General features: G+C 70.0%; 24 protein-coding genes, 1 tRNA gene and 2 pseudogenes. 14 read left to right on the top strand and 13 right to left on the bottom strand.

The features are described from left to right. Nucleotides 1-131: 131 nt before the first annotated feature. Nucleotides 132-269 (top strand): annotated as a pseudogene (locus H7K45_RS27525) (DUF3417 domain-containing protein); the annotation flags it as partial. 35 nt (nt 270-304) lie between these two features. Further along, nucleotides 305-1153: a Vgb family protein gene (locus tag H7K45_RS27520; protein ID WP_263999260.1), complete on the top strand. Its 849-nt coding sequence runs from the start codon at nt 305-307 to the stop codon at nt 1151-1153. A 4-nt stretch (nt 1154-1157) separates the two neighbouring features. On the opposite strand, the gene H7K45_RS27515 is transcribed toward H7K45_RS27520, so the two are convergent. From H7K45_RS27515 to H7K45_RS27505, 3 genes are all read right to left on the bottom strand, one after another. After that, nucleotides 1158-2591 carry a neutral zinc metallopeptidase gene (locus H7K45_RS27515; RefSeq protein ID WP_263999259.1) on the bottom strand — a complete coding sequence of 478 codons (1434 nt, stop codon included), beginning with the start codon at nt 2589-2591 and terminating at the stop codon, nt 1158-1160. A 104-nt stretch (nt 2592-2695) separates the two neighbouring features. Continuing rightward, on the bottom strand, nt 2696-4699 hold the full coding sequence (locus H7K45_RS27510; protein ID WP_263999258.1) for an ATP-dependent DNA helicase: 2004 nt from the start codon (nt 4697-4699) through the stop codon (nt 2696-2698). A gap of 6 nt (nt 4700-4705) precedes the next feature. Continuing rightward, nucleotides 4706-6043: a nicotinate phosphoribosyltransferase gene (locus H7K45_RS27505; RefSeq protein WP_263999257.1), complete on the bottom strand. Its 1338-nt coding sequence runs from the start codon at nt 6041-6043 to the stop codon at nt 4706-4708. 67 nt (nt 6044-6110) lie between these two features. On the opposite strand from H7K45_RS27505, the gene clpS reads away from it, so the two are divergent. From clpS to rdgB, 7 genes are all read left to right on the top strand, one after another. Then, nucleotides 6111-6425, top strand: a complete 315-nt coding sequence (gene clpS, locus H7K45_RS27500) for an ATP-dependent Clp protease adapter ClpS (protein ID WP_263999256.1) — start codon at nt 6111-6113, stop codon at nt 6423-6425. Between the two features lie 12 nt (nt 6426-6437). After that, entirely contained in the window at nt 6438-7022 is a 585-nt protein-coding gene (gene aosR / locus H7K45_RS27495) for an oxidative stress transcriptional regulator AosR (protein ID WP_263999255.1), read from the top strand. Further along, on the top strand, nt 7019-8047 hold the full coding sequence (locus tag H7K45_RS27490) for a P1 family peptidase (RefSeq protein WP_263999254.1): 1029 nt from the start codon (nt 7019-7021) through the stop codon (nt 8045-8047). Before aosR ends, H7K45_RS27490 begins: the two co-directional genes overlap by 4 nt. 61 nt (nt 8048-8108) lie before the next feature. Further along, entirely contained in the window at nt 8109-8765 is a 657-nt protein-coding gene (locus tag H7K45_RS27485; protein WP_263999253.1) for a rhomboid family intramembrane serine protease, read from the top strand. A gap of 171 nt (nt 8766-8936) precedes the next feature. Further along, a complete protein-coding gene (locus H7K45_RS27480; protein WP_263999252.1) occupies nt 8937-9710 on the top strand; it encodes a cyclic nucleotide-degrading phosphodiesterase in 774 nt (257 codons plus the stop codon). A 30-nt stretch (nt 9711-9740) separates the two neighbouring features. Next, nucleotides 9741-10523 (top strand): ribonuclease PH, encoded by a 783-nt coding sequence (gene rph / locus H7K45_RS27475; protein ID WP_263999251.1) that lies wholly within the window; start codon nt 9741-9743, stop codon nt 10521-10523. 7 nt (nt 10524-10530) lie between these two features. After that, nucleotides 10531-11130, top strand: a complete 600-nt coding sequence (rdgB, locus tag H7K45_RS27470) for an RdgB/HAM1 family non-canonical purine NTP pyrophosphatase (protein ID WP_263999250.1) — start codon at nt 10531-10533, stop codon at nt 11128-11130. A gap of 3 nt (nt 11131-11133) precedes the next feature. Here rdgB and H7K45_RS27465 read toward each other — a convergent pair whose 3' ends face one another. Beyond that, a complete protein-coding gene (locus H7K45_RS27465; protein ID WP_263999249.1) occupies nt 11134-11484 on the bottom strand; it encodes a DUF3817 domain-containing protein in 351 nt (116 codons plus the stop codon). Then, nucleotides 11481-11867 carry a hypothetical protein gene (locus tag H7K45_RS27460; RefSeq protein ID WP_263999248.1) on the bottom strand — a complete coding sequence of 129 codons (387 nt, stop codon included), beginning with the start codon at nt 11865-11867 and terminating at the stop codon, nt 11481-11483. Before H7K45_RS27460 ends, H7K45_RS27465 begins: the two co-directional genes overlap by 4 nt. Nucleotides 11868-11969: 102 nt before the next feature. Here H7K45_RS27460 and H7K45_RS27455 point away from each other — a divergent pair. Then, a tRNA-Leu gene (locus H7K45_RS27455) sits at nt 11970-12053 on the top strand. 3 nt (nt 12054-12056) lie between these two features. On the opposite strand, the gene H7K45_RS27450 is transcribed toward H7K45_RS27455, so the two are convergent. Continuing rightward, the gene (locus H7K45_RS27450; protein WP_263999247.1) at nt 12057-13055 is read right to left on the bottom strand and encodes a GlxA family transcriptional regulator; all 999 of its coding nucleotides are present in this window, start codon (nt 13053-13055) and stop codon (nt 12057-12059) included. Nucleotides 13056-13145: 90 nt separating this feature from the next. On the opposite strand from H7K45_RS27450, the gene H7K45_RS27445 reads away from it, so the two are divergent. After that, nucleotides 13146-13784, top strand: coding sequence for an HD domain-containing protein (locus tag H7K45_RS27445; RefSeq protein ID WP_263999246.1), 639 nt, complete (start codon nt 13146-13148; stop codon nt 13782-13784). Nucleotides 13785-13834: 50 nt separating this feature from the next. Here H7K45_RS27445 and H7K45_RS27440 read toward each other — a convergent pair. Continuing rightward, nucleotides 13835-14530: pseudogene (locus H7K45_RS27440) on the bottom strand (sulfatase-like hydrolase/transferase); the annotation flags it as partial. Between the two features lie 180 nt (nt 14531-14710). Here H7K45_RS27440 and H7K45_RS27435 point away from each other — a divergent pair. After that, nucleotides 14711-16063, top strand: a complete 1353-nt coding sequence (locus H7K45_RS27435) for an HNH endonuclease signature motif containing protein (RefSeq protein ID WP_263999245.1) — start codon at nt 14711-14713, stop codon at nt 16061-16063. Here H7K45_RS27435 and H7K45_RS27430 read toward each other — a convergent pair. From H7K45_RS27430 to H7K45_RS27415, 4 genes are all read right to left on the bottom strand, one after another. Beyond that, nucleotides 16060-18471 carry a lysylphosphatidylglycerol synthase transmembrane domain-containing protein gene (locus tag H7K45_RS27430; RefSeq protein ID WP_263999244.1) on the bottom strand — a complete coding sequence of 804 codons (2412 nt, stop codon included), beginning with the start codon at nt 18469-18471 and terminating at the stop codon, nt 16060-16062. The genes H7K45_RS27435 and H7K45_RS27430 overlap by 4 nt on opposite strands. A 103-nt stretch (nt 18472-18574) precedes the next feature. Further along, on the bottom strand, nt 18575-19384 hold the full coding sequence (locus H7K45_RS27425) for an SDR family NAD(P)-dependent oxidoreductase (protein ID WP_263999243.1): 810 nt from the start codon (nt 19382-19384) through the stop codon (nt 18575-18577). Nucleotides 19385-19417: 33 nt separating this feature from the next. Then, nucleotides 19418-20983, bottom strand: a complete 1566-nt coding sequence (locus H7K45_RS27420; RefSeq protein ID WP_263999242.1) for an FAD-binding protein — start codon at nt 20981-20983, stop codon at nt 19418-19420. A gap of 16 nt (nt 20984-20999) precedes the next feature. Then, nucleotides 21000-21440 carry a nuclear transport factor 2 family protein gene (locus H7K45_RS27415; protein ID WP_263999241.1) on the bottom strand — a complete coding sequence of 147 codons (441 nt, stop codon included), beginning with the start codon at nt 21438-21440 and terminating at the stop codon, nt 21000-21002. A gap of 69 nt (nt 21441-21509) precedes the next feature. Here H7K45_RS27415 and H7K45_RS27410 point away from each other — a divergent pair, with 69 nt between their 5' ends. Then, a complete protein-coding gene (locus H7K45_RS27410) occupies nt 21510-22400 on the top strand; it encodes an SDR family NAD(P)-dependent oxidoreductase (RefSeq protein ID WP_263999240.1) in 891 nt (296 codons plus the stop codon). Nucleotides 22401-22405: 5 nt separating this feature from the next. Here H7K45_RS27410 and H7K45_RS27405 read toward each other — a convergent pair whose 3' ends face one another. After that, nucleotides 22406-23203 carry an oxygenase MpaB family protein gene (locus H7K45_RS27405; RefSeq protein WP_263999349.1) on the bottom strand — a complete coding sequence of 266 codons (798 nt, stop codon included), beginning with the start codon at nt 23201-23203 and terminating at the stop codon, nt 22406-22408. Nucleotides 23204-23326: 123 nt separating this feature from the next. Between H7K45_RS27405 and H7K45_RS27400 the strand changes: the two genes are divergently transcribed. Beyond that, nucleotides 23327-25096 (top strand): MOSC and FAD-binding oxidoreductase domain-containing protein, encoded by a 1770-nt coding sequence (locus tag H7K45_RS27400; protein ID WP_263999239.1) that lies wholly within the window; start codon nt 23327-23329, stop codon nt 25094-25096. Between the two features lie 7 nt (nt 25097-25103). On the opposite strand, the gene H7K45_RS27395 is transcribed toward H7K45_RS27400, so the two are convergent. Continuing rightward, entirely contained in the window at nt 25104-25757 is a 654-nt protein-coding gene (locus tag H7K45_RS27395; RefSeq protein WP_263999238.1) for a DedA family protein, read from the bottom strand. Nucleotides 25758-25778 lie beyond the last annotated feature (21 nt).

Here is a 25778-nt window from a genome sequence, read left to right as displayed (position 1 = left end):
CGCAGGCTGTCATGTGCTCGATTACCTTGTCGCGCTCTATACCCACCGTAGTGTCCGACTGAACCCCGCGCGCCGGATGGACCGGTCGGCGTGACCGTGACCGCCGCGAGCAGTGGGTAGGGTCAATCCGCGTGAAGGCACTCCGTGGGTTGACCGTTCGCACCCACCTTCCGGAACGTCTCGCCGCGATCGAGCGCCTGTCGGTCGACTTGCGCTGGTCATGGGACGAACCGACGCAAGAACTGTTCGAGACAATCGATTCCACGCTGGCCGCCGACGACGAGCTGGGTCTCGTGACACTCGCATGAGCCGCATCTTCGAAGTCGCCGTCGACGGCGGGCCGTATGCGCTGGCCGCCGGTTCCGACGGCGCGATGTGGGTGACGCTGGTCCATCGCGGCGCGATCGCCCGGGTGGGTGCGGGCGGAGACCTCGAGGTCCATCCGGTGGCCGAGGGCAGCAAGCCGTCGATCATCACCGCCGGTCCCGACGGCGCGCTGTGGTTCACCCGTGCGGGTGACGACCGGATCGGCCGGATCTCCACCGACGGCCACCAGTCGGACTACGAATTGCGCAGTGGGAGTGCTCCGTTCGGGATCACGACCGGTCCCGACGGCGCGCTGTGGTTCACGGCCATGGGGACCGGCGTCATCGGCCGAGTCGACGTCGACGGCGACGTCAGCGAGCAGGCCGTCCCCGGTGGCATGCCGTCGTCGATCATCACCGGACCGGACAACGCGCTGTGGTTCACGCTCAACGGAGCCAACGCCATCGGGCGCCTACACCGCGGCGAGCTCGAGCGCCGGACGGTGCCGACGCCCAACTCGGGGCCCGTCGGCATCGCCCAGACCCACGACGACGCGGTGTGGTTCACCGCGGTGCTCGCCGACAAGGTGGGCCGCATCCCGCTCAACGAGGCGATGCAGGAACTCGACCTGCCTGGCAAGCCGCACGCGGTGGTCGCCGACCCGTCCGGCGGGGTGTGGGTGAGCCTGTGGGGCGCCGACCAGATCGCCCACGTCAGCGCCGACGGCGAGGTCGACACGATCGACCTTCCGGCGGGCAGTGAGCCGCACGGGTTGGCCATCGGAGGCGACGGGGCACTGTGGGTGGCATTGGAGGCCGGCTTCGTGATGCGCTTGCCGACGGCCTGACGCCTCAGCCGAAGCGTGCGAAGCAGCGGTCCTGGTCACCGAGGACACCCAGCCGGAACGCGTCGATGCGGGAGAACCCCGACGGCACCGAATCGCCGTTGACGTCGCTGGCGGCCAGGCCGTTGACGAGGATGCCCGAGACCGCCTCGTCGACGTCGCCCGCGGTGAGCTGGATCGTGTCTCCGGCGGGCGTCGCGATGTTCTCGGTCATCCGCACCGTCGCCACCCCGGTGAGGCACGCGGTCCGCAGCGCGGCCTTGGCGTCGTCGAGGGCCACGCCACCGCGTTCCTTCTGCATCGCCTGCATGAACCGCGACACGACCACCGAGTAGGCGGTGTTGTCGCCGGTGAGCACCCCGCTGCCGTCGACGCTCTGAGCGCCGAGTTCCTCCAGCGCAGGCAGGTCGACGGTGATGGTGTTGGTCGCCGGGCAGTAGGACGCCGGTCCGCCGGAGCGGGCGTCGGGGCAGTCCGATCCGACGAAGACCAGCCGGGGCGGGTCCGCCGGGTCGAACGCGACGTTCATCGCGTCGACGATCGAGGTCACCGACTCCTTCGTGACCGGCAGCTCGCCGGTCTCGTCGTCGGGCAGCAGGACGGGCAGGCCACCGCGCCGCTGCGTGATCTCCTGCAGGTCGATCGCCTTGCACGCCGCGGCACCGTCGGTGAAGCCGAACTGGAACGCCGACACACGCTCGAACGCCGAGCCGTGTTCGTCTTCGCCGGCCTCCCCGTCGCTCTCGGTGAGCAGCGGGTCGCGGAACGCGATCGTCGCGGCGAGCAGGTCGTTGAGCCCGTCGCCGGTGCTGAGGGTGAACCGGGACGAGGACCCCTCGGCGACCGAGCGCATGTACACCCCGGCAAGGCAATCGGCTTGCTGCTCGCCGACGATGGTCGGCGTGCGGTCCGAGAGCAGGCCAGCCTGGTGGGCGACGGAGTGCCCGTACTCGTGGGCGAGCACCATCGTCACCGCCATGTCGCCGTTGGCATCCCGCAACTGCGGCAGCAATTCACCTCGGTCCCAGCCGATGGTGTTCTGGTCGAGGCAGTAGCCGGCGTTGACCAGGCCCGTCACGCTGTCCCCGCAGAAGTCGACGTCGTCGTACTCGGTGGAGTCCCAGGAGACGAGCTCGTCGACCGGCGTGAAGTCACCGTCGAACGTCTCGGCGTAGTGGGTGGTCCAGAACTCCTCGATGTCGCTGACCGCGCTGCCCGCCAGTTCGTCGACGTCTCCGCCGTCGGTGTTGGAGACCTCACGCGAGGGTGGCTCCGCATCGTCGCGCAGGCCCGTCGGACCGTCGACCGCGGGCATGCCCGCGACGCTGAACGGGTTGGCGAACACCGACACCGGCGTGCCACGAAGCGTCGTCGTGCACGACGTGAGGACGAGGGCGCCGGTGGTCACGGCCATCAGGGTCGTCAGGTGCCGTCGCTTCATCGACGCCGCCCCTTCTGCTCCGCCCGGCGCCGGGTCGGCGCGCTGGTGTACGTGCAGGCCAGGATAGAGATGTCCGCGGACCCCGATCCCAACTTCGAGTCGTCCTACCCGTCGCGCAGGCGTTCCAGGGCCCGTCGGACCTGGCTGGGGTCGGTGGTCGCCCAGAACGGCGGCAGCGACGCGCGCAGGAACCCGGCGTAGCGGGCCGTCGCCATCCTCGAGTCCAGAACCGCCACCACGCCCCGGTCGTCGACGCTGCGGAGCAGCCGCCCTGCGCCCTGGGCCAGCAGCAGCGCCGCGTGGGTGGCGGCGACCGCCATGAACCCGTTGCCCCCGTGGGCGGCCACCGCGCGCTGACGGGCCGTGACGAGCGGATCGTCGGGGCGGGGGAAGGGGATTCGGTCGATGAGCACCAGCGACAGCGACGGCCCGGGCACGTCGACGCCCTGCCACAGCGACAGCGTGCCGAACAGCGTGGTGGCGTCGTCGGCGGCGAAGCGGCGCACCAGCGCGGAGGTGGTGTCCTCGCCCTGACACAGCACGGGCGTCGACAGGCGACCGCGCATGGCCTCGGCCGTCGCCTTGGCGGCGCGCATGGAGGAGAACAGGCCCAGCGTGCGGCCGCCCGCCGCGGTGACCAGTGCCTCGATCTCGTCGAGCTGCTCGGCCGACCCGGTGCCGTCGCGGCCGGGCGGCGGCAGGTGCGCGGCGACGTAGAGGATGCCCGACTTGCCGTGGGCGAAGGGCGATCCGACGTCGACGCCCTTCCAGGTGGGCGCCTCGGCACCGGTCAGGCCCCAGGCCCGCGCCATCGAGTCGAACGTGCCGCCGATGGTCAACGTCGCCGAGGTCAGGATGACCGTCGACTGCTCGAAGAGCCTGTTGCGCAACAGCATCGCCACCGACAGCGGTGCCACCCGCAGGATCGCCCGCCGACTCGACCCCCCGGTCGCTCCGCTCCTGCCCGCCGAAGTACCCCGCACCTCGTCCTGGTCCACCCACACCACGTCGGTGCGGTCGGGGATCGCCGGCCCGAAGGAGGTCAGGATGCGCGACGCGGTGTCGCTGACGTCGTTGAGCGCCGTGACGGCTTCGTTGCGGGCGGCTGCCGCCTTGGGATCGGCCGGGGCGGTGTCGATCGCCATCCGGACGCGGTCGGCGGCATCCCGCAGTGCGGTGAGGTAGGTGGCCATCTCCTCGTCGAGGACGTCCTTGCGGCCGGGTTCGGTGTCGTAGAGCGCGGAGGTGAACGTCGCCACCGACGCCTCGAAGCGTTCGGCGGTTTCCGGCTCGACGAGGCGCGCGGAGCGCCGCAGGGCCACGCCGAGCATGGTGGCCGACAACTCGCCGGTGGCCACGCTGGTGACCCGGTCGACGAGTTCGTGAGCCTCGTCGACCACGAGGAGTTGGTGCTCGGGCAGCACGTTGATGTCGGAGATCGCGTCGATGGCCAACAGGGCGTGGTTGGTGACGACGACATCGGCCGTGGCGGCGGTGCCCCTGGCCTTCTCGGCGAAGCAGTCCGCGCCGTAGGTGCACCGGGCGGCACCGAGGCATTCCCTGGCGGACACGCTGACCTGACCCCAGGACCGGTCGGCGACACCGGGAACCACGTCGTCGCGGTCGCCGGTCTCGGTGTCCGACGCCCACTCCATCAGACGCTTGACCTCGCGGCCCAACGCGGTCGTCGCCACGGCGTCGAACAACTCGTCCTGCGGCAGGTCGTCGGAGTCGGTGGCCCCGCCGTGAACCTTGTTCAGGCACAGATAGTTTCCGCGCCCCTTCAGCAGGGCGAACTCGGGGCGCCGCGGCATCTCACCGGTGAGTGCGTCAGCCAGCCTGGGCAGGTCGCGGTCGAACAGCTGACGCTGCAGCGCGATGGTCGCGGTCGAGATCACGACCGGTTCGGCCCGCTCCATTGCCCGCTTGATCGAGGGCACCAGGTACGCCAGCGACTTTCCCGTGCCGGTGCCGGCCTGCACCGCAAGGTGCTCACCGGTCTCGAAGGCGTGGTCGACCGCCTCGGCCATCTCGATCTGGCCGCTGCGTTCGGTACCGCCGAGCGCGCTGACGGCCTTGTCCAACAGTTCCTTGACGTCGCCCGTCACTGCTCCTCAGGCCCGTCGCGTGGCGTCGACCATGCGGGTGGGGATCGCCGGCTCGCCGCTGGAGAGCCCCAGCCCGTCCCACGGCAGGCTGACGAGCCCGGCGGCGACGCGGTTGCGCGCGGCCTGCAGATCGGCGTCGGCGACGACCTCGCCGCCGCGCACCAACGGCTGCGCCAGCGCGGTGGCGACCAACCCGTCGACCTGGACCGCGGGGCTGCTGACCAGCTGCACGACCTCCTCGACGACCGTGCCCGTCGGCTTGGCCAACCGGTAGGCCTGCTTGCGGCCGCCGTGGGACTCCTTGTGGCTGCTGCGCTTGGCGACGGGGACACCGTCGACCTCGACGAGCTTGTAGACCATGCCCGCCGTTGGCGAGCCCGACCCGGTGACCAGGGAGGTGCCCACGCCGTAGGAGTCGACCGGCTCGGCGCGCAACGCGGCGATGGCGAACTCGTCGAGATCGCTGGTCACCACGATGCGGGTGTTCGTCGCGCCGAGCTCGTCGAGCTGCGCGCGGACCTTGCGCGCCAGCACGCCAAGGTCGCCGGAGTCGATGCGGACCGCACCGAGGTCCGGGCCCGCCACCGCCACGGCATTGGCCACGCCCGCGGTGATGTCGTAGGTGTCGACGAGCAGCGTCGTGCCGACGCCGAGCGCCTCGACCTGGGCGCGGAACGCAGCCTGCTCGTCGGGTCCGTCGGGGGTGGTGTGCAGCAGCGTGAACGCGTGGGCGCTGGTGCCGAGCGCGGGAACGCCGTAGCGGCGCTCGGCCTCGAGGTTCGACGACCCCGTGAACCCCGCGACGTAGGCCGCACGCGCCGCGGCGACGGCCGCCATCTCGTGTGTGCGCCGGGAGCCCATCTCGATGAGCGGACGTCCCTCGGCGGCGCTGACCATCCTGGCTGCCGCGGAGGCGATCGCGCAGTCGTGGTTGAAGATGGACAGTGCCAGGGTCTCGAGCAACACGCACTCGGCGAAGGTGCCGTGCAGGGACAGCACGGGGGAGCCCGGAAAGTACAGCTCGCCCTCGGGATAGCCGTCGACGTCGCCGGAGAAGCGGTAGTCGGCCAGGTACGCCAGGGTCGCCTCGTCGAGGAAGTCGGCCACCAGGGCCAGGGCGGTCTCGTCGAACCTGAAGCGCGGCAGTGCTTCCAGGAACCGGCCCGTGCCGGCGACGACGCCGTAGCGACGACCGTCGGGCAGCCGCCGGGCGAACACCTCGAAGGTGGTCCTGCGTTCGGCGGTGCCGTCACGCAGCGCGGCGGCGAGCATGGTCAGCTCGTACTTGTCGGTTAGCAAAGCCGTCGCCGCGCACTCCTCGACAGTGCGATCGTGGGAAGTCACGGTGCCAACCGTATGCCAACCGTGGCCGTTCGGACCGACGCCGAGACGGGTGTCTATTCTTGGCGGCATGGTTACCCCGGCGCGAACCAAGCCAGGGACTCGCGTGGAGCGCGGCGCGGAGACCACCACGGACGAATCGGCGGCCACCGAGAGTCCTTGGGTCACCCTCGTCTGGGACGATCCGGTGAACCTCATGTCGTACGTGACCTACGTGTTCCAGAAGCTCTTCGGGTACAGCGAGCCCCACGCGACCAAGCTCATGATGCAGGTGCACGAGGAAGGCAAGGCCGTGGTGTCGGCGGGAAGTCGGGAAGCCATGGAGATCGACGTGACCAAGCTGCATGCGGCGGGGCTGTGGGCCACCATGCAGCAGGATCGCTGAGCCGGCCCCGTCGTGCGAAAGTGGAAGCGGGTGGAAACCGCTGAGGGCCCGCGGTTTCGGTCGGCGCTCGACGCGCACGAGGCGACGTTGCTGCAAAGCCTGGTCAACTCACTGACCGAGATGCTCGACGAGCGCGAAACATCTTCGCCCACCGACGAACTCGAGGAACTCACCGGCATGCGCACCGGCCACTCGACGCCGCCGGAGGACGACACCATGCTGCGGTTGCTGCCGGACTTCTTCCGGCCTCAGCACGACCATCCGGCGGGCTCGCGCACCGCCGAGAGCCTCAACAGTGCACTGCGCAGCCTGCACGAGCCCGAGATCATCGAGGCCAAACGACATGCCGCTCAACGGCTTCTGGACACCCTGCCCCTGAGCGGCGGCCGATTCGAGATCGCCGAGGACGACGCACACTGCTGGGTGGCATGCGTCAACGACGTCCGGCTGGCGTTGGGCACCATGCTCGAGATCGGCGCCGACGGCCCCGACCACCTGCCTGCCGAACACCCGATGGCGGGTCACCTCGACGTGTACCAGTGGCTGACCGTGCTGCAGGAATACCTGGTTCTGGGGCTGATGGGCAAGCGTTCTTGACCGGCTCCATCACCGACGTCGCGGGCATCCTGGTCGGCAACCACCACCGGCTCGACCCGGACGCGACGCTGGGGACCGGTTGGGCGTGCGGCACCACGGTGGTCCTGGTGCCGCCGGGCACCACCGGTGCGGTCGACGTGCGCGGTGGCGCGCCAGGCACCCGCGAGACCGACCTGCTCGACCCCGCCAACAGCGTGCGCTACGTCGACGCCGTCGTCCTGACGGGCGGTAGTGCCTACGGACTTGCCGCCGCCGACGGCGTCATGGGCTGGTTGGAGCGCCACGACCGCGGTGTCGCCATGGACGGCGGCCTGGTGCCGATCGTGCCCGCCGCGGTCATCTTCGACCTTCCCGTCGGCGGCTGGGCGTGCCGCCCGACCGCCGAGTTCGGGGCCGCCGCGGCCGACGCCGCCGGCGTCGAGGTGCCGATGGGCAACGTCGGCGCCGGGGTGGGCGCCCGGGCGGGCATTCTCAAGGGCGGTCTGGGCACCGCGTCGGTGACGCTCGAGGACATCGGCGTCACCGTCGGCGCCGTGGTGGTGGTGAACGCGGCGGGCAACGTCGTCGACCCGAGGACCGGGCTGCCCTGGATGGCCGACCTCGTCGCCGAGTGGGGACTGACTCCGCCGCCGGCGGATCAGATCGCGGCACTGCAGCGGCGGGAAGCCGAGGAGTCGCCGCTGAACACCACCATCGCCGTCGTCGCCACCGACGCCGCACTGAGCAAGGCCGCCTGCAAGCGCGTGGCCGTCGCCGCGCAGGACGGCCTGGCGCGCACCACGAGACCGTCGCACACGCCGTTGGACGGCGACACCGTCTTCGCGCTGTCCACCGGAGCCGTCGAGGTCGCACCCGCATCCGACACCCCGGCCGCGATGTCGCCGGAGACCAGACTGGCCACCCTGGTCGGGACGGCCGCCGCCGACTGCCTGGCCACCGCCGTGCTTGCCGCGGTCGTCGCCGCCGACACGATCGCCGGCGTCCCGAGCTACCGCGACCTGGTGCCGGGAGCGTTCACGGCGTAGTGGGCCCCGGCGCGCGCCGGTAGCCTCGAGAGGACACGCAGACGCGTCGGAAGGGGCGGCTATGGCGACCAGCGGACCGGGCCTGTCGGCCGACCCGAAGAAGCCGGGCTGGATGATCGGCGGCACCACCGTCCTCGCCTTCGTCGCCCTGCTCTACGTCGTGGAGGCGGTCGACCAGGTGTCCGGCAGCCGGCTCGAGCAGGACGGCATCCGGCCGCTGGAGGTGGACGGACTCTGGGGCATTCTGTGGGCCCCGCTGCTGCACGCGAACTGGGCGCACCTGGCCGCGAACACCGTGCCCGCGCTGGTGCTCGGCTTCCTGGTCTCCCTCGCCGGGATGGCCCGGTTCGTCTACGCCACCGCGATCGTCTGGATCCTTGGCGGCCTTGGCACGTGGGTGATCGGCAACGTCGGCGCACCGGCCGGGGTGGAGACCAACCACATCGGCGCCTCGGGGCTGATCTTCGGGTGGCTGACCTTCCTCATCGTGTTCGGCTTCTTCACCCGCCACGCCTGGCAGATCGTCGTCGGCATCATGGTGTTCCTCGTCTACGGCGGTGTGTTGTGGGGCGCGCTACCCGGCACCTTCGGAGTGTCCTGGCAGGGCCACCTCTGCGGTGGTGTGGCCGGGGTCTTCGCCGCGTACGTGCTGTCCGGTCCGGAGCGGCACGCGAGGGCGAGGCGGCCGGCGAAGACCATCCCGCGCGCCGGCGTATGAGCGCCGCATGCGCTTTGCTGAAACGGCTCGTGGTCGACATTTACGACGCGTCGCACCCCTCGGTTTGGCCGCCGTCGTGCTAGCTCGAAGGTCACGATTCGACCACTTCGAGAAACTCGTGACGAATTGCACTGATGTCTTCGTCGCGAGGATCGCGGGCATGGCAAGCTGATGGGCGTGCGAGTCACCGTACTGGGGTGTTCCGGTAGCGTCACCGGGCCGGATTCGCCTGCCTCGGGGTATCTCGTCACCGCACCGGACACCCCGCCGCTGGCGGTCGACTTCGGCGGCGGCGTGCTCGGCGCGCTGCAGCGCCACACCGATCCCGGCACGGTCGACGTCCTGCTGTCGCATCTGCACGCCGACCACTGTCTGGACCTGCCCGGCTTGTTCGTCTGGCGTCGCTACCATCCCACGCCCCCCGAGGGTCGCGCGCGCATGTACGGACCGTCGGACACCTGGTCGCGGCTTGGCGCGGCGTCCTCGCCCGAGGGCGGCGAGATCGACGACTTCACCGACATCTTCGACGTCCGTCCGTGGGTCGACGGCGAGGCCGTCCAGATCGGGGCCCTGACCGTGTTGCCCCGCAAGGTCTGCCATCCCACGGAGTCCTACGGAATGCGCTTCACCGACCCCTCCGGGGCGACGCTGGTCTACAGCGGTGACACCGGCTACTGCGACCAGCTCATCGAGCTGGCCACCGGCGCCGACGTGTTCCTGTGCGAGGCGTCGTGGACGCACGCCGCCGACCGGCCGCCGGCGCTGCACCTCTCGGGCACCGAGGCCGGCCGCGTGGCCGCCAAGGCCGGAGTGCACGAACTGCTGCTGACCCACATCCCGCCCTGGACGTCGCGCGAAGACGTCATCAGCGAGGCCAAGGCCGAGTTCGACGGTCCGGTGCACGCCGTCGTGTGCAACGAGACCTTCGAGGTGACGGCGCACTAACCCCCGCGGCCCAGCGGTTAGGGTTGGCGGGTGTCCAGACGAGAAGACGGCCGACTCGACGACGAGCTACGCCCGGTAACCATCACCCGCGGTTTCACCAAGCATCCGGCCGGATCCGTCCTGGTCGAGTTCGGTCAGACACGCGTGATGTGCACCGCCAGCGTGACCGAGGGCGTGCCCCGCTGGCGCAAGGGCTCGGGACTGGGCTGGCTCACCGCCGAATACGCGATGCTGCCCGCCGCGACCCACACGCGGTCGGACCGTGAATCGGTGCGGGGCAAGGTCGGTGGCCGCACTCAGGAGATCAGCCGGCTGGTCGGCCGGTCGCTGCGGGCGTGCATCGACCTGGCCGCGTTGGGGGAGAACACGATCGCGATCGACTGCGACGTCCTCCAGGCCGACGGCGGCACCAGGACCGCCGCGATCACCGGCGCCTACGTGGCGCTGTCCGACGCGGTGACCTACCTGTCGGCCGCCGGCCGGTTGTCGGATCCGCGGCCGTTGTCGTGCGCCATCGCGGCGGTGTCGGTCGGTGTCGTCGACGGTCGCGTGCGGACCGACCTACCGTATGAAGAGGACTCCCGCGCGGAGGTCGACATGAACGTCGTCGCCACCGACACCGGGACCCTGGTGGAGATTCAGGGCACCGGAGAGGGCGCGACCTTCCCCCGCACGACGCTGGACAAGATGCTCGACGCCGCGCTGGCGGCGTGCGACCAGTTGTTCGTCGTGCAGCGCGAAGCGCTGGAACTGCCGTACCCCGGGGAACTGCCGGAGCCCACGACGCCGCCGAAGAAGGCGTTCGGAAGCTGAGCCGGCCGTGACCGATCTGTTGGTGGCCAGCCGCAACCAGAAGAAGCTCGCCGAATTGCGCCGCGTGCTCGACGACGCGGGCGTGTCCGGCCTGCGGCTGCTGTCCCTCGACGACGTCGAGGAGTTCCCGGAGGCGCCCGAGACGGGTGCCACGTTCGAGGAGAACGCGTTGGCCAAGGCGCGTGACGCCTACGCGGCCAGTGGACTCGCCGCCGTCGCCGACGACTCGGGCCTGGCCGTCGACGCGCTCAACGGCATGCCCGGGGTGCTCTCGGCGCGGTGGGCCGGCGCCCACGGAGACGACGTCGCGAATCTCGAACTGTTGCTTGGTCAACTGCGCGACGTTCCCGACGACCGGCGCGGCGCGTCGTTCGTCTCGGCGTGCGCGCTGGTGTCGTCGGCGGGGGAGACCGTCGTACGCGGGGAGTGGTCCGGGCACATCGCCCACGCACCCCGCGGCGACGGCGGCTTCGGCTACGACCCGATCTTCGTGCCGATCGGCTCGGACCGGTCCGCTGGCGAGTTGAGCCCGGCGGAGAAGGACGCCGCGTCGCACCGCGGCCGCGCGTTGGGGCTGTTGCTGCCTGCGCTGCGGGCGTCGACCTGATCGTCAGATGTCGTAGGCGGCCTTGATCTGCTTGGTCTGGAAGTGCTCGACGATGATCCCAAGCAACGGAATGGTGCCGGCCAGCAGCACGCCGATGGTCTTGCCGATGGGCCAGCGCACCTTGGTCGCAAGGTTGGCCGCCGACAGCAGGTAGGCGAAGTACACCCAGCCGTGCACGACGCCGATCCAGCTCGGCGGATCCTCGACCTGCACGATGTACTTGAGCACCATCTCGTAGCAAAGGGCGATCAGCCACAGACCCGTCGTCCACGCCAGGATGCGATAGGCGGTGAGCGCCTTGCGGATCGTGTCCGCGTTCGTGCGCGCCGGTGCGTCGGGTTCGGGACTGGTCATGTCGTGGTCCTGTCGTCGGTGTCGGGGCGGCCGTCGGCCTTGGCGAGCTCGGCCAGGTATGCGTTGTACTCGGAGAGCGTGCGGTCCTCGTCGTGGTGCGCGGCGGCCCTGGGCCGCTCGGGCAGCAGACCGTCGGGGATCTCGGTCGGCTTGTCGTGGTCGGGCCTCGGGGGCGGGGCCTCTTCATAGCGGACGAACTTGTAATAGGCATAGAAGCAGAAGCCGCCGAACATGGGCCACTGCAGGGCGTACCCGAGATTCTGGAACGAGCCGGACGCCGACTCGTAGCGGGTCCACTGCCACCAGGCCAGCACCAGGCAGCCTGCGGCGGCGACGAACACCAGCGCGACGAGCGCCGGTCTCCTACGCCGCGTAGTGGACATTCGTCCACGGTACCGCGGCGGACTTGGCTGCGATGAACTCGTCTAGGCGGCCCCATGGTGGCCGACGGAGGGGGCGAAGCCCGGCGGTAGGATCACTTCGCCGCGGGCGTGATGGAATTGGCAGACATGATGGCTTTAGGTGCCATTGCTCGAAAGAGCGTGGGGGTTCGAGTCCCCCCGCCCGCACTCTCACGTCGACCGGGACGTCTTGAACCGGCTCCGGTAGGCACTCGGGGTGATGCCGAGCTCGCGGTGGAAGAGCCGTCGTAGGGACTCGCTGGACCCCACCCCCGTCTGCTCGGCCACCTGGTCCAGTGTCGCCGTCCCACCGGTGAGCAGCGCGCAGGCGGCCTCCAGTCGAGTGCGGTCGACGAAGTGCGCTGGGGTGTGGCCGGTTTCGGCGAGGAACAACCGCGACAGGTGCCGCGGGCTGACTCCGGCCCCGGCCGCAAGACTGGCCAACGTGTGGTTGAGGCGGGGATTCGCGGTGACGTCGTCCATCACCGTGCGCACCACGGAGTGGTCGGTGGGCTGCGCGTCGAGACGCACGCTGAACTGAGACTGGTCGCCGGGACGTGCCATGAAGACGACCAGATCCCTGGCGACCTCCCTGGCGAGCGCCGGCCCGTGGTCGTGCTCGACGAGCGACAGGGCCAGGTCGATGCCCGCGGTGACGCCCGCCGAGGTGACGAATTCGCCGTCGGTCACGAACAGCGACGCCGCGTCGACCGTGACCTCGGGATAGCGCGCGGCGAGGTGGCGAGCCAGCTTCCAATGCGTGGCCGCGCGGCGACCGTCGAGCAGCCCCGTCGCCGCCAGTGGAAAGGCACCCGCACAGATGGACACCGTGCGACGGCTGCGTAGGGAGAGATCGCGGACCGCCGCGACGAGGGCGGTGTCGGCGACGCTGGCCTGCCAGTCCGGAGACCCGGGCACCAGCAGCGTGCCGATGGTCGAAGGAAGGTCGTCGACGCCGGCGTCCGCGCCGTGGCGGGCGCCCGAGCTGGCTACGACGTCGGCACCGGTGATGGAGGCATGGGTGATGCGGTACGCCGCGCCGAAGGCGTTCGCCGAGGCGAAGGCGTCGATCGGACCCGCCACGTCGAGCATCTGAACGCCGTCGTAGAGCAGGACTACGACGTCATGGGGGTTGTCATGGGGATTGATGTCCACATCTGAGGCTTTCATGGCCGTCGACGCACGGCACGTCCTACTCGCCCGGGAGCAGAGTCGAGGTAGCCCGAAGACGGGATCTCATACATGGAAGGGACGATCGTCATGACCGAGAACATTGCCGGGGTCGACGTTCCGGACAGCGCCTTGGCCAAGGATGCCACCGAGCTGATCCGCGACACCACCACCGAACTGATCTATCACCACTCGCGGCGGGTGTTCCTGTTCGGCAGCCTGCAGTCGCGCGCGTTCGGCATCACCCCCGACCCCGAATTGCTGTACGTTGCAGCACTCTTCCACGACACCGGCCTGGTGGCGCCGTACCGCGGCACTGCCCAGCGCTTCGAGATGGACGGCGCCGACGCCGCACGGGAATTCCTGTTGTCGCACGGCTTCTCCCGTCCGGAGACCGACGTCGTGTGGACGGCCATTGCGCTGCACACCACCCCCGAGGTGCCCTACGGGCTGGACCCGGTGACCGCCGCGACCACCGCGGGCGTCGAGACCGACGTGCTCGGACTGCGGTTGGACGCAATCCAATCCGGGGACATCGACGCGGTGACCGCCGCGCACCCGCGGCCCAACTTCAAGGCCCAGATCCTTCGGGCCTTCACCGACGGCTTCGCCGACCGTCCGGACACCACCTTCGGCACCGTCAACGCCGACGTGCTCGAACACTTCGTGCCCGGGTTCCGACGCACCGACTTCGTCGACGTGATCGAGAACTCGGCGTGGCCGGAATGAGTTGCGGCGCCGAGACAGTAGCCACTGTCGTCGGCGGGGCATGTGCGTAACTACCCGTGCTGTCTCGGCGAGAATGCCTTGCCCAGCGCCCGGCGGACGAGACCGTTCGACGTGCCGGCCGGAGGTTGGCGTTCGGCGTACGGCCATGGCCGGTTCCGCTCGGGCACCGAGATCGCCCGAGCCTGCTTGAGTTGGGTGCGCAGATGAGCACGCAATTCGTCGAGACCCGTGTCGTCCCAGCGATTGTCGGCTTCGATCGGGTCGGCGGTCAGGTCGTAGAGCTCCCACTGGTCGTCGAGCGGATCGGTTCGATACGCCTCGTCGCCGAGTCCGTTGGCGGCCAGATGCCGCACGCCCGGCTCGGTCCAGGTCGACGGATCGTCGAAGGTGCGCACCAGCTTCCAGAGGTGGCCCTCGCCGCCGGGAACGTCGTCGTCGTCGTCGACGCGGACCACCAGGCCCTCGAAGTTCGACGCCACATGGGCAGGAATTCGGATGCGAAGCGGCGCAGGGGGATTGACCGTCATACCGATCCCGCGGGCCGCCGCCGAAGCGCCCGTGTCGCCCTCGAGCACGTTGTCACGCGTCATCAGGTACACCGCCCTGCTCTCGTCGGCGGGTGCGCCGTCGACCACCGGCATCAGGTCGCGTCCCGGCAGTGGGTGCACCTCGGAGAAGGATTCCGCGAGAGCGTCGGCGACGACGTCGACGTCGACCCTCGCGGCGCCGAGCAGGGTCGGCACCATCGTGCGGCTGCGGCGATGGGGAAGTTGGTCAGGCCGCGGGGGCTCGTCGGTGCTTTCCGGCTGCTGAAGTGCGTGCCCGCCTCTGAGCGAATTGGCTTAATTCGAAAACTCCTGTGCCACATTGGTTTCAGGAGTCACATCGTCGGATTTCTTGTCGGTGGTCCGTACTAGTGTTCGGGTATGAGTTCGGATCGGGTCGCCGCAGCAGCAGCGGGGATCCGTGCTGCCGTCGCCGAACTCGTCGAGGTGGACTGCGATCAGTTCACCCACCTCGAACTGGTCGAGTTGTTGGGGGAATTGGAGACGGTGACTTGGCAGCTGCCCACAGTCGGGCACCGCGTGATCGCCAGGCTTCAGCGCGAAGCGTCGCCAACAGAATTGGGCGCGAAATCGTTGGGAAGCGTGCTGACACAACGGTTGCGCATCTCCGGCAAGGAAGTCCGTCGCCGGCTCTGCGAGGCCGAGGATCTCGGGCCGCGGACGACCGTGACGGGACAGCCGCTGGCGCCGAAGCTGGCCCCGACCGCCGACGCCCAAGCCGACGGGGTGCTGGGACCCGAGCACGTGTCGGTGATTCGAGGGTTCCTCGACAAACTGCCCGGGTGGGTGGACCCCGAAGTCCGGGAACTCTCGGAGAAGACACTGGTGCGCATCGGGTCCGGCACCGGCCCCGAAGAACTGGGCAACACGGCCAAGACACTCATGACCGCCATCGACCAGGACGGACCCAAACCCGACGACGTGGAACGCGCCAGGAAGCGGTTTCTCCGGTTGGGCAAGCAGCAAGCCGACGGGATGACCCCGTTCACCGGGCTGTTGGACCCCGAAGCGCGGGCGACGATCGAGCCGATCCTGTCCAAGTACGCCGCCCCCGGGATGTGCAACCCGGCCGACCACGAACCGAGAACCTCCGGCACACCAACCCAAGAGCAGATCGACACTGACGACCGCACGGCCACCCAACGCAACCACGACGCGTTGATCGCGATCGGCCGAAGCGTGCTGTCCTCAGGGGAGCTGGGTCAGCACAACGGGTTACCGGTCACCGTGATCGTCTCGACCACGCTCCAGGACCTCGAGACCGGAGCCGGGTCCGGGGTCACCGGGGGCGGGTCACTGCTACCAATGGCCGACCTGATCCGGATGGCGTCGCACGCCCATCATTACTTGGCGGTGTTCGACAAGCACACCAACGAAGCCCTCTACCTCGGCCGCACCAAGCGCCTCGCCTCCGTCGGCCAGCGGATCGTGCTGCACGCCCGCGACCGCGGCTGCACGAAACCCGGGTGCACCGTCCCCGGGTACGGCACCCAGGTGCATCACATGACCGGGTGGGCGAAGAACGGGTTGACCGACGTCGACGACGTCACGTTCGCGTGCGGCGGGGACAATCGCCTCGCCGAAAACGGCTGGACCGTGCAGCTGAAGGATGGGGTCGTGCAATGGATCCCACCCCCGGAACTCGACGTCGGGCAAGCCCGCGTCAACTACCTCCACCACCCCGAAAGGCTTCTGGTCGAGTCGGGCGGCTAGATCATGTCCTTGCGCGTCAGCCAACGCATCACCGGCCAGCCGACGAAGACCGGCAACCAGCAGGTGAGCACCCGGTAGAGCAGGACCGAGGGGACGGCGACGGCGGCAGGCACCCCGAATGCGGTGAGCCCACCGATCAGGGCCGCTTCGACGGCACCGACGCCACCGGGGGTGGGGGCAGCCGAGGCCAGCGTGCCGCCGATCATCGTGACCACGGTGACCGTCACGAACGTGGTGCCGCCGCCGAATGCGCCGACGCTGGCCCACAGTGCCAGTGCCGCACCGAGAGTCGTCGCCGCACACCCCGCGACGATGATCGCCAGTCGCTTCGGCTCGCGCGCCAACTCGGCGAGCTCGCCGCCCAGTTCCTTGACGCGGGGCCGCAATTCGGTGCCAAGCCACCGGCGCAACTTGGGCACGAACGTGAACACGCCGACGATGCCGAGCGCCACGCCGCCGATGAGGTAGAGCACCGTGGTCTTGGGCACGAAGTGCGACAGGTTCGCCGAGGTTCCCGCGATGACACTGAAGAAGATGAGCAACCCCACGTGCGTGATCACCTGCACCGACTGCTGTAGCGCCACCGCCGCGGTGGCCCGCAGCGCGCCAAGGCCGCCCTTCTGGAGGAACCGGGTGCTCAGTGCGAGACCGCCGACGCCCGCGGGTGTCGTGGTCGCGGCGAAGGTGTTGGCCACCTGCATGATCGTGAGGTTGACGAAGCTGACCGCGCCCGAGGCGCACGCCCACAGCGCGGCGGCGGCACCCACGTACGTCAGCGCCGAGACCGCCAGGCCCAGCAGCGCCCACCACCAGTTCGCCGTCCCCAGCTCCGAGAAGAACGCCGGCACGGTGCTGATGAACGGATAGGCGACGTAGACCAATGCCACCAGCAGCACGAGCTGGATCACCTGGATCCGGGTGAAGCGCGTGATGGTCTCGGCCTTGATCTGGTCAGCGCCCGTCTGGTGCATGACCTCGTCGCGGGCGGCCGACATGACCGTGTCCGGATCCATCACCGAGGTCCGAATGTGCTTCGGCAGAGCGGCTTTGGTGAGCCGTCGGGACGCCTTGAGGACGGTGTCGCGATCGAACTCCTCGATCGCCGCTCGCACCGCGGCCTCGGCGCCGAAGATCGCCGTCGTCGTCATGAGCAGGGCGGCGATGTCGGCCTGCAGCAGAACGTCGGTCGCGCCGTACTCGGCGCTGCCGAACCCGCCGACGAGTGCCCGGGTCTCACCCCTGTCTCCGTCACCGACCTCGACGGTGATCTCCTTGCCGCGCAAGTCGCCGTGGGAGATCTGGTGACCGTGCAGCAGGGCCAACGTCCGCCACACCGGTCCAACCAGGGATTCGTCGGCGGAGGTCTCGTCGAGCGCCACGCCTCGCGTTGGAGTGTGGGCGTACAGCGTCCAGCCGCGGTCGAGGGCCGACAACGCGACCGTCGTGCTGCTGGCGACGCCGAGGTCGCCGATGGCGATCGCCATCAAACCGCGGTGTTCGACGGCGCGTCGCATCGAGGCGTGCAGAGGCGCGGTCTCGCTGTTGCGCAACCGCGCTCGGCGCCAGATCTGGCTCATGATGCCGCCGCTGCGCTGGTTGGGCCCGTACATCTCGACGAGCGCCCGCGACCCGGGAACGTCGTCCGCTTCGTCGGTCGCCGCCCAGAGCACCAGCGGGCCGGGCCCGGCGGGGCGCACCACCGTCAGCCCGGTCACCGCGAAACCGCGGCGCGACAGTGCGCGGATGGCACCGTCGAGCGGAACCTCCAGCGCCGGGGTCCCGACGATCAGCACCGTCAACGCCCCGACGAACCAGCCCACCGCCAGCCCCAGCAATGACCGGGCGGGCACCACCGCGCTGACGACGAGATGAATGGGCACGAAGGCCAGGAGCAAGGTCCACCACCAGCGGCGCCAGCGGGCCTCCAGCCACGGGCCGGACACCGTGAGCATCGCGGCGAGCATCGCGATCCAGCGCGGATCGTCGAGGAATTGCGACAACAGTGTCTGCAACCGGTCGTCGAGGTCGAAGTGCCAGCGCGGCGCCGCGAAGCCGCTGGAGTTGATCGACAGGGCGAGCACGGCGATCACCGCGGCCGCGGCGTAGGCGCCCAGCAGCCGCCACCGGCGCGCGGTGATCAACCCGACGAGGATCGCGAACGGCAGCGCGAGGATGGCGATGCCGTAGGCCAGGTAGACCAGGTTCGACTGGGTCGGGGTCAGCAGCGCGACGATCCCGGAGATGGACCGCTCCAGCGCCACCCAATCTCGACGGGTGATGAGCGATCCGGTGATGACGACGATCAGGAACAGCGTGGCCAGGGCCAACCGAAAGATGTCGTTGGTGCGGCGGACGAGGGGCTGCAAGAGGTCGCCGGAAACGGCGACGTCCCGCCCGTCAACTCGCATGCCCGAAGAATGTCTTCCGATCGACCGTCGTGCCACCTGGTCGGCGGCCCGCGGCCAACCTATCCCAGCGAGCATCCGGTTCCCTGGATTCCGCCCCTCCGAGCTACATGTGGGTGCCGCCGTCGACCCGCACCTCGGTGCCGGTGACCCAGTAGGCGTCGGTGCAGCCGAGCATCGCCACGACGCTCGCCACGGCGTCGGGTTTGGCGAACATTGCGCCACCGTTCAACGGCAGCACCGACATGATCTTGCCCATCAACCCGAAGTCCATGTCGTCGGGAAGGCCGGGGCCCACGCTCTGCTTCGATTCGCCGACGCCGTCCGTCATGCCGGAGGAGACCGAGCCGGGCTGCACGCAGTTGAAGCGGATGCGTTCCTTGCTGAACTCCAGGGCCAGCGCGTGCGTCATCGCCTGCACGCCGCCCTTGGAGGCCGCGTACGCCGCCATGTAGGGGTGCGCGAAGGCCGCCGAGGTCGAACTGAAGTTGACGACGGCGGGCGCGGTGCCGTGCCGCAGCGCCGAGATGGCCTCGCGCGTGACCAGGAACGTCCCGAACAGGTTGACGCGCACGATCTTCTCGAAGTCGGCCAGCGTCGTCTCCGCGAAGTGCGCCGACCGCAGGATCCCGGCGGCGTTGACCAAGGTGTCCAGACCGCCCAGCATCGTGACGGCCTTGGCGACCCCGGCGCGGACCGACGCCTCGTCGCCGACGTCCATCAGCACCGTCGAGAGGCGGTCGCGCTGCGCGTCGACGAGCGCCACGGTGTGCTCGAGTCCCGCGGCGCTGACGTCGGCCGCGACGACGGTTCCGCCCTCGTCGAGGATGCGCAGCACGGTGGCCTGCCCGATGCCGGAGCCGCCCCCGGTGATCAAAACCCGACGGTCGGCATAGCGCTGCAGTGACGAGGGCATGGCCGCCAATGATGCCCGTCGGCGGCGCCAGTGTCAGGCAGTCGTGGAAGACGCCATGTGCAGTGCGGCGAGGTGGCTGAACAACATCGACGCGCCGATCGGATTTCCGCCGCCCGGGTAGACGGTCCCGCTGACCGCGGCCATGGTGTTGCCCGCGGCGTACAGGCCAGGTATTGGCCGGCCCGAGGCGTCGAGGACCCGCGCGTCGCAGTCGGTGCGCAACCCGCCCTTCGTGCCGAGGTCGGACAGGCCGAATGAGGCGGCGTGATAGGGCGGTCGGACCAGGGGAACCAGCGGTGACGCGCCGCCGGTGAAGGCGCGGTCGTAGGCCTCGTCGCCGCGGCCGAAGTCTCGGTCGGTGCCGTCGGCGGCCAATTCGTTGAAGCGCGACACGGTGTCGATTAGGTGGCCGGGCGGCACGCCGATCGCCTCGGCGAGTGCTTCGACGGTGTCGGCGGTATGCCACAGCCCCGCCGCGCGGTAGCGCTCGGGTTCGACGAGGGAGACGCTCGTCGACAGCAGCGGCGGGATCTCACCGCCGGTGTCGTCGTAGACCATCCAGAACGGCAACCGCGCGACTCCGGTGGCGAGGTGAGCCACGACGTCGCGGCCCAGCCGGTCATAGGGGGCCGACTCGTTGACGAATCGCCGGCCTCGCGAGTCGACGAAGATGCCGCCCGTCGCCCCGAGGGAGAAGGTGGACCGGCCGTCGGGGTGCGTCAGGCCCGGTGACCACCAGGCCTGATCCATCAGGTCGACGGCGGCCCCGACGCCGACGGCCGCCCGGTGGGCCGCGCCGGTGTTCTCCGTCGCGCCCATGGAGTCCGCCGAACGTCCTGGCACGCGAAAGGTTTCGCGCATCTCGTCATCGTGCTCGAATCCGCCGGCCGCCAGCAGCACGCCCCGGCGAGCCCGAATCCACACCGCGGCTCCGTGGCGCTGGACGACGGCTCCGGTGACCGTGCCGTCGGAGACGACGAGGTCGCTCAGCGGGGACTCGACGTGCACCGCGGCGTGCGGATGGCGTAGCAGGGCGGCGAGTAGGCGCCCGATGAGAGCCCTTCCGCCGGTGAGCAATTCGGGTGCGGGTGCCCCGAGCCGCTCGGTGTCGAGCGGTCCGCGGATGCGGTCGGCGAAGGGGCCCAGGACCTCGGAGTGCAGCGCCCGCGACACGATGTGGCGCATGCCGTCCAGACGCGCGCACGGGGCCGAGCCGAAGTAGTCGGGCCACGGCAGCACCTTGAACGCGAACGACTCGTCGCGCTCGAGGTACTCCACGAGGCGGGCGCCGCCCTCGACGTAGGCCCGCTGTAGATCTCGTGGCGTGCGGTCGCCGACCACGGCGTGGAAGTAGGTCAGCGCGTCGGCGATCGTGTCGTCGACGCCTGCGCGTCGCAGCACCGGGTTGCACGGAAACCACATGCCGCCGCCACCCGAGAACGCCGTCGTGCCGCCGAGCTTGTCGGAGGCCTCGACCAGGGCCACCGAGAGCCCCTCGCGGGCGGCGGTGTAGGCGCCGGTGATGCCTCCGCCCGAGCCGACGACCACCACGTCGACCGTCTCGTCCCATTGTTCGGGTGCGTCGCTCGTCCCGGTCATGGTGTCCACGGTGCGGTCAGAACTTGAGATGCCGTCTGACGTCGCCGATCTGGTCGACGAACATGGTGCGCGTGTCGAACCACCACGTGCCGTCGAGACGGCGGAACGTGTCGCGGTAGCGGCCCGTCACGATCACCTGCAGCGGCAAGTCGGGGGTCGCCTGCACCACGCAGTAGTAGGCGCTCGAGCGTGCGGTCCCGGCCTCGTCGTCGACCTCGACCCGCACGTTGGTGGTGAGGTGCTTGGTCAGCGGCGCCCCGTCGTCGTGCAAGCGCACCGCCATCTCGTACATCCCTCGCACGCCGGCGCTGCCGGTGAACACCGTCTCCGGCCCGCCGCCGTCGACGCCGCAGATGCGGCCGTGTTCGAACAGCGCGGCCACCCCGTCCAGATCGCCAGCGTCGAAGAGTTCGGCATAGGAGTACACCAGGTTCTCGACGTGCCGGGCGCTGTCCATCCCGTCTGACATTACGGTCGTCGAGCCGAATTGGTCACCGGTTCAGCGCACGTGGTTAATCTGACGACCGTGACATCTCACTGGTCGCCCTACCGACTCGGCAATCTCACCGGCAAGCGCATCGTCGTCACCGGAGCCACCAACGGCGTCGGCCTCGCCACGGCGGCTGCGCTCACCCGCGCCGGCGCGCACGTGATCCTTGCCGTCCGCAACGTCGAGTTGGGCGCCCAACGTGCCGCCGAGATCGGTGGTGACACGTCGGTGGTCAAGCTGGACCTCGCCGACTTGTCGTCGGTGCGGGCCTTTTCGGACCGCCTGGACGGTGACGTCGACGTGCTGGTGAACAACGCCGGTGTGGTCGCCCAACGCCGTTCGGACACCGTCGACGGCTTCGAGATGACCCTGGGCACCAACTTCCTCGGACCCTTCGCGCTGACGAATCTGCTGCTGCCGCGGGTGCGCTCGACGATCGTCAACGTCGCCTCCGACGCGCACAAGACCGGGAAGATCGCTGACGACGATCCGCACCTCCGGACCCGGAAGTGGTCGGCGTTTCCGGCGTACGCCCGGTCCAAGCTGGCGGTGATGCTCTGGGGTCTGGAACTCGACCGCCGGTTGCGCCTGGCCGGCTCGCCGGTGACCAGCCAGCTGACCCACCCAGGGTGGGTCGCCTCCAACCTGACCAACCTCTCCGACAAGGGTCTGATGGCCGTGGTCCACACCGTGGCCAAGACCGCGGCCGACGTGCTGGCAAACGACACCGACGCCGGTGCGGCGCCCACGCTGTACTGCATCAGCGAGCCGATCCCGCCGGGCAGTTACGTCGGCATCGACAGTCGGCTCGGGCTCAAGGGCGCCCCCACCCTGAGCGGTCGCTCGGCCGAGGCGTGTGACTACGAGGCGGCTGCTCGGCTGGTCGCCTTCGCCGAAAGGGAAACGGGGACGACGATTCCCGTGTGAACGTGTCAGCCGCGGGCCAGGGCCCAGCGGATGCCACCGACCAGCGTGCGCCCGGCGACCCGCACGGCCGTGGCCTCCAACGGCGGTAGATACGGCAGTCGCAGCGGCAACCGGGCCCACGCCGGCAGCATCGCGACCGAGGTGGCGGCCAGGATTGCATACGGCGGCTTGGCCAGCAGCGGCAGCGGGGGAGTGAGCAGCAGGAACTTGGCCGCCTCGCGCGCGGCGGGCGTGCCGGTGAGCTCCGGTCGGTAGTCCGAGATTCGTTGTCGCAGTTCGGCTTCGGTCCGCGGTGGGTCGACGACCCCGAGTGCGGCGGCGACCCGCGCGGTGTCGGCGACGTACCCGTCGCGGCCGTCCTGATCCAAGGGCTCGGCGCCGTAGAGCTGGTGTGCGCGAAGGAAGCTGTCGACTTCGGCGACGTGCACCCATTCCAGCAGGTGCGGGTCGGACGCCTCGTACGGGCGGCCGTCGGCGGCGACACCGTGCACGCGACGGTGGATGCCGCGGACCTTGTCGACGGCGCGCTGGGCGTCGTCGGCCGGGCCGAACGTGGTGACGGCCAGGAACGTGCTGGTGCGTTGCAACCGTCCCCACGGGTCTCCGCGATAGTCGGAGTGCTCGGCCACACCCGCCATCGCCAAGGGGTGCAGCGATTGCAGCAGCAGCGCGCGCAGGCCTCCGACGAACATCGACGCGTCGCCGTGCACCTGTCTGATCGGGCGGTCCTCACCGAACCATCGCGGGCCGGGAGTGTCGTGAATTCGGGCCCGGTTCTGGGGGCCCTCGGGGCCCGCCACCATCCCGAACAGGCGCTGACCCAGCCCGTCGCGCACCGTCGTCAATCCAGGCAGGGCCACGCATTCGACAGTACGCCCGGGCCGGCGGGGTTATGTTCTGCAGAAGGCGACGGAAGGGTGACGGCGATGGCCGAGCTGATCTCGCTGAACGTCGGCCTGCCCACCGACGTCGACTGGAACGGCCGGGTCGTGCACACCGGCGCGTGGAAGGCTCCCGTCGACGGACCTCGAATGGTGCGTCACCTCAACGTCGACGGCGACGGACAGGGCGACCTCGGTGGGCACGGCGGCGAGAACCGGGCCGTGCTGGTGTACCAACTGGAGTCCTATCGACACTGGAATGCCGAATTCGGTCGTGACGACTTGGCGCCCGGGCACTTTGGCGAGAACTTCACCGTCGACGGGCTGCCGGACGACGAGGTCTGCATCGGCGACCGCTACCGGATCGGCACGGCCGAGTTCGAGGTCACCCAGCCGCGCGTCACCTGCTATCGCGTCGGCATGCGGGTTGGCGTGCCCAGCATGGCCGCGCTGCTGGTGTCGCATCGTCGGCCCGGGTTCTACCTGCGCGTGCTGACCGTGGGCGAGGTGTGCGCCGGGCAGGACGTCGAGAAGATCGCTTCGGGACCCGAAGGGGTGACCGTCGCCGAGATCGACGCCCTGCTGTACCTACCCGACCATCCGCGCGACAGCCTCGAGCGCGCGCTACGGGTGCCCGCGCTGAGCCCGGGGTGGAGGACGTCGCTGCAGAGCCTGGCCGCCCAGGGCGACGGGTCGGCGGGAAACACCGGGCTGACCGCGGCGGCCAGTGCCCCGCCGCCGGCGTGGCCGGGCTTCCGGCCGCTGCGCGTCACCTCGGTACGCGACGAGAGTTCCGAAGTCCGGTCGCTGACGCTGGCCGACCCCGACGGCGGCCGGTTGCCGACGTGGGCACCCGGACAGTCGATTACCGTGCGCCTGCACCCCGATGCCGAAGGCGCGGCGGTCCTGCGGAACTACTCACTGTCCAACCCGCCCGGGGCGGGGAGCTACCGAATCGGCGTCAAGCGGGAACCCCTGGGCCGCGGCAGCGGGTTCCTGCACACCGGAGTGCGGGTGGGCGACCTCGTCGACGTCGCCGCGCCGCGCGGCACCTTCGCGCTGGCCCTGGCCGAGGACCCGCACGGCCCGCCGGTGCTGCTGGTGTCCGCCGGCGTGGGGATCACTCCGGTGCTGTCGATGCTGCACGCGCTCGTCGAGGCGCGCTCCACCAGAAAGGTGTGGTGGCTGCACGGCGCCCGCGACGGTGGCGCCGACGCGTTCGCCGCCGAATGCCACGAGCTGATCGGTCGGCTGCCCGGTGGGCGGTCGCACGTCTTCTACAGCCGGCCGGCGGCCACCGACCGGGTCGGCGTCGACTACACCGGCACCGGCCGGATCTCGGCCGACGCAGTGGAGGCTCTCGGGCCGCCCAAGGATGCCGAGGCCTATCTGTGCGGCCCCGTCGACTTCATGACGACCCTGACGGCCGCGCTCACCGCCTACGGGTTGGCACCCGAGCGCGTCCACAGCGAAACCTTCGGTGCCACGGCGGGTCTCACGCCGGGCATCGCCGCGGGCCCGGCGGTCTCGCCGCATCCACCGGCGGGGCAACCGGGCCAGGGACCAGACGTCGGGTTCGCCCGCAGTGGTCTTACCGTGCCGTGGGGGCCCGCCTACGCGAGCCTGCTGGACTTCGCCGAGGCGTGCGACGTCCCGGTTCGCTGGTCGTGCCGGACGGGCGTCTGTCACAACTGCGAGACGGCCGTGGTGGCGGGATCGGTCCGCTACGACCCAGAGCCGCTCGAACCGGCCGCTCGGGGAAACGTGTTGATCTGCTGTTCGACGCCCGACGGCGAGCTGATACTCGACCTGTAGGTCGTCCTCAGTCGCGGCGCAGCGTGTCCCAGTCGTGCTCGTCTTCCAGCGCGGCGATGGCCTTGCCGGTGCGCTCCTTCATCACCAGAGTGAAGACGACGCCGATCACCACGGCGACGACGAGCGCGACCCAGGAAAACCGCGACAGCCACTTCTCGGCGGCCAGCCCGAGGTAGTAGACGACGGCCGTGGTTCCGCCTGCCCAGACCACCGCGCCGGTTGCATTGGCCACCAAGAACTTTCGGTACGGCATCTTCAATGCGCCGGCCAAGGGCCCGGCGAAGATCCGCAGCAGCGCCATGAAGCGGCCGAAGAACACCGCCCAGACGCCCCACCGCGTGAAGAGCTGCTTGGCCAGAGCGACGTGGCCGGGGCCGAAGTGCTTGGGGAAGCGCCGGCCCAGCCGTTCGAACAAGCTCATGCCGTACCGGTGCCCGATCGAGTAGCCGATGGTGTCGCCGACGATGGCGCCGATGGTGGCCGCTGCCGCGACCCCGGCGGGGTTGACGTCGAGGGTGTGCCGTGAGGCCAGCAGCGCCGCGCTGACCAGGGCGATCTCACCGGGCAGCGGGATGCCCAGGCTTTCCAGGCCGATCACGAATCCGACGACGAGGTACACCGCGATCGGCGGGATGGTTTCCAGCAGGGCGTCGACGCTCACGCGCCAAGGATGCCCTACCCG

Origin of the sequence: Mycobacterium yunnanensis (assembly GCF_025823185.1) — a bacterium.
Taxonomy (GTDB): Bacteria; Actinomycetota; Actinomycetes; order Mycobacteriales; family Mycobacteriaceae; genus Mycobacterium; species Mycobacterium yunnanensis.
Note: the sequence above shows the minus strand (reverse complement) of the source record. Positions and strands in the feature narration are given on the sequence as shown.

Coding starts and splice junctions, on each gene's coding strand:
- H7K45_RS27520 (WP_263999260.1), top strand. CDS start 305: ATGAGCCGCATCTTCGAAGTCGCCGTCGACGGCGGGCCGTATGCGCTG.
- H7K45_RS27515 (WP_263999259.1), bottom strand. CDS start 2,591: ATGAAGCGACGGCACCTGACGACCCTGATGGCCGTGACCACCGGCGCC.
- clpS (WP_263999256.1), top strand. CDS start 6,111: ATGGTTACCCCGGCGCGAACCAAGCCAGGGACTCGCGTGGAGCGCGGC.
- H7K45_RS27485 (WP_263999253.1), top strand. CDS start 8,109: ATGGCGACCAGCGGACCGGGCCTGTCGGCCGACCCGAAGAAGCCGGGC.
- H7K45_RS27480 (WP_263999252.1), top strand. CDS start 8,937: ATGGGCGTGCGAGTCACCGTACTGGGGTGTTCCGGTAGCGTCACCGGG.
- H7K45_RS27465 (WP_263999249.1), bottom strand. CDS start 11,484: ATGACCAGTCCCGAACCCGACGCACCGGCGCGCACGAACGCGGACACG.
- H7K45_RS27460 (WP_263999248.1), bottom strand. CDS start 11,867: ATGTCCACTACGCGGCGTAGGAGACCGGCGCTCGTCGCGCTGGTGTTC.
- H7K45_RS27450 (WP_263999247.1), bottom strand. CDS start 13,055: ATGAAAGCCTCAGATGTGGACATCAATCCCCATGACAACCCCCATGAC.
- H7K45_RS27445 (WP_263999246.1), top strand. CDS start 13,146: ATGACCGAGAACATTGCCGGGGTCGACGTTCCGGACAGCGCCTTGGCC.
- H7K45_RS27435 (WP_263999245.1), top strand. CDS start 14,711: ATGAGTTCGGATCGGGTCGCCGCAGCAGCAGCGGGGATCCGTGCTGCC.
- H7K45_RS27430 (WP_263999244.1), bottom strand. CDS start 18,471: ATGCGAGTTGACGGGCGGGACGTCGCCGTTTCCGGCGACCTCTTGCAG.
- H7K45_RS27425 (WP_263999243.1), bottom strand. CDS start 19,384: ATGCCCTCGTCACTGCAGCGCTATGCCGACCGTCGGGTTTTGATCACC.
- H7K45_RS27420 (WP_263999242.1), bottom strand. CDS start 20,983: ATGACCGGGACGAGCGACGCACCCGAACAATGGGACGAGACGGTCGAC.
- H7K45_RS27415 (WP_263999241.1), bottom strand. CDS start 21,440: ATGGACAGCGCCCGGCACGTCGAGAACCTGGTGTACTCCTATGCCGAA.
- H7K45_RS27405 (WP_263999349.1), bottom strand. CDS start 23,203: ATGGTGGCGGGCCCCGAGGGCCCCCAGAACCGGGCCCGAATTCACGAC.
- H7K45_RS27400 (WP_263999239.1), top strand. CDS start 23,327: ATGGCCGAGCTGATCTCGCTGAACGTCGGCCTGCCCACCGACGTCGAC.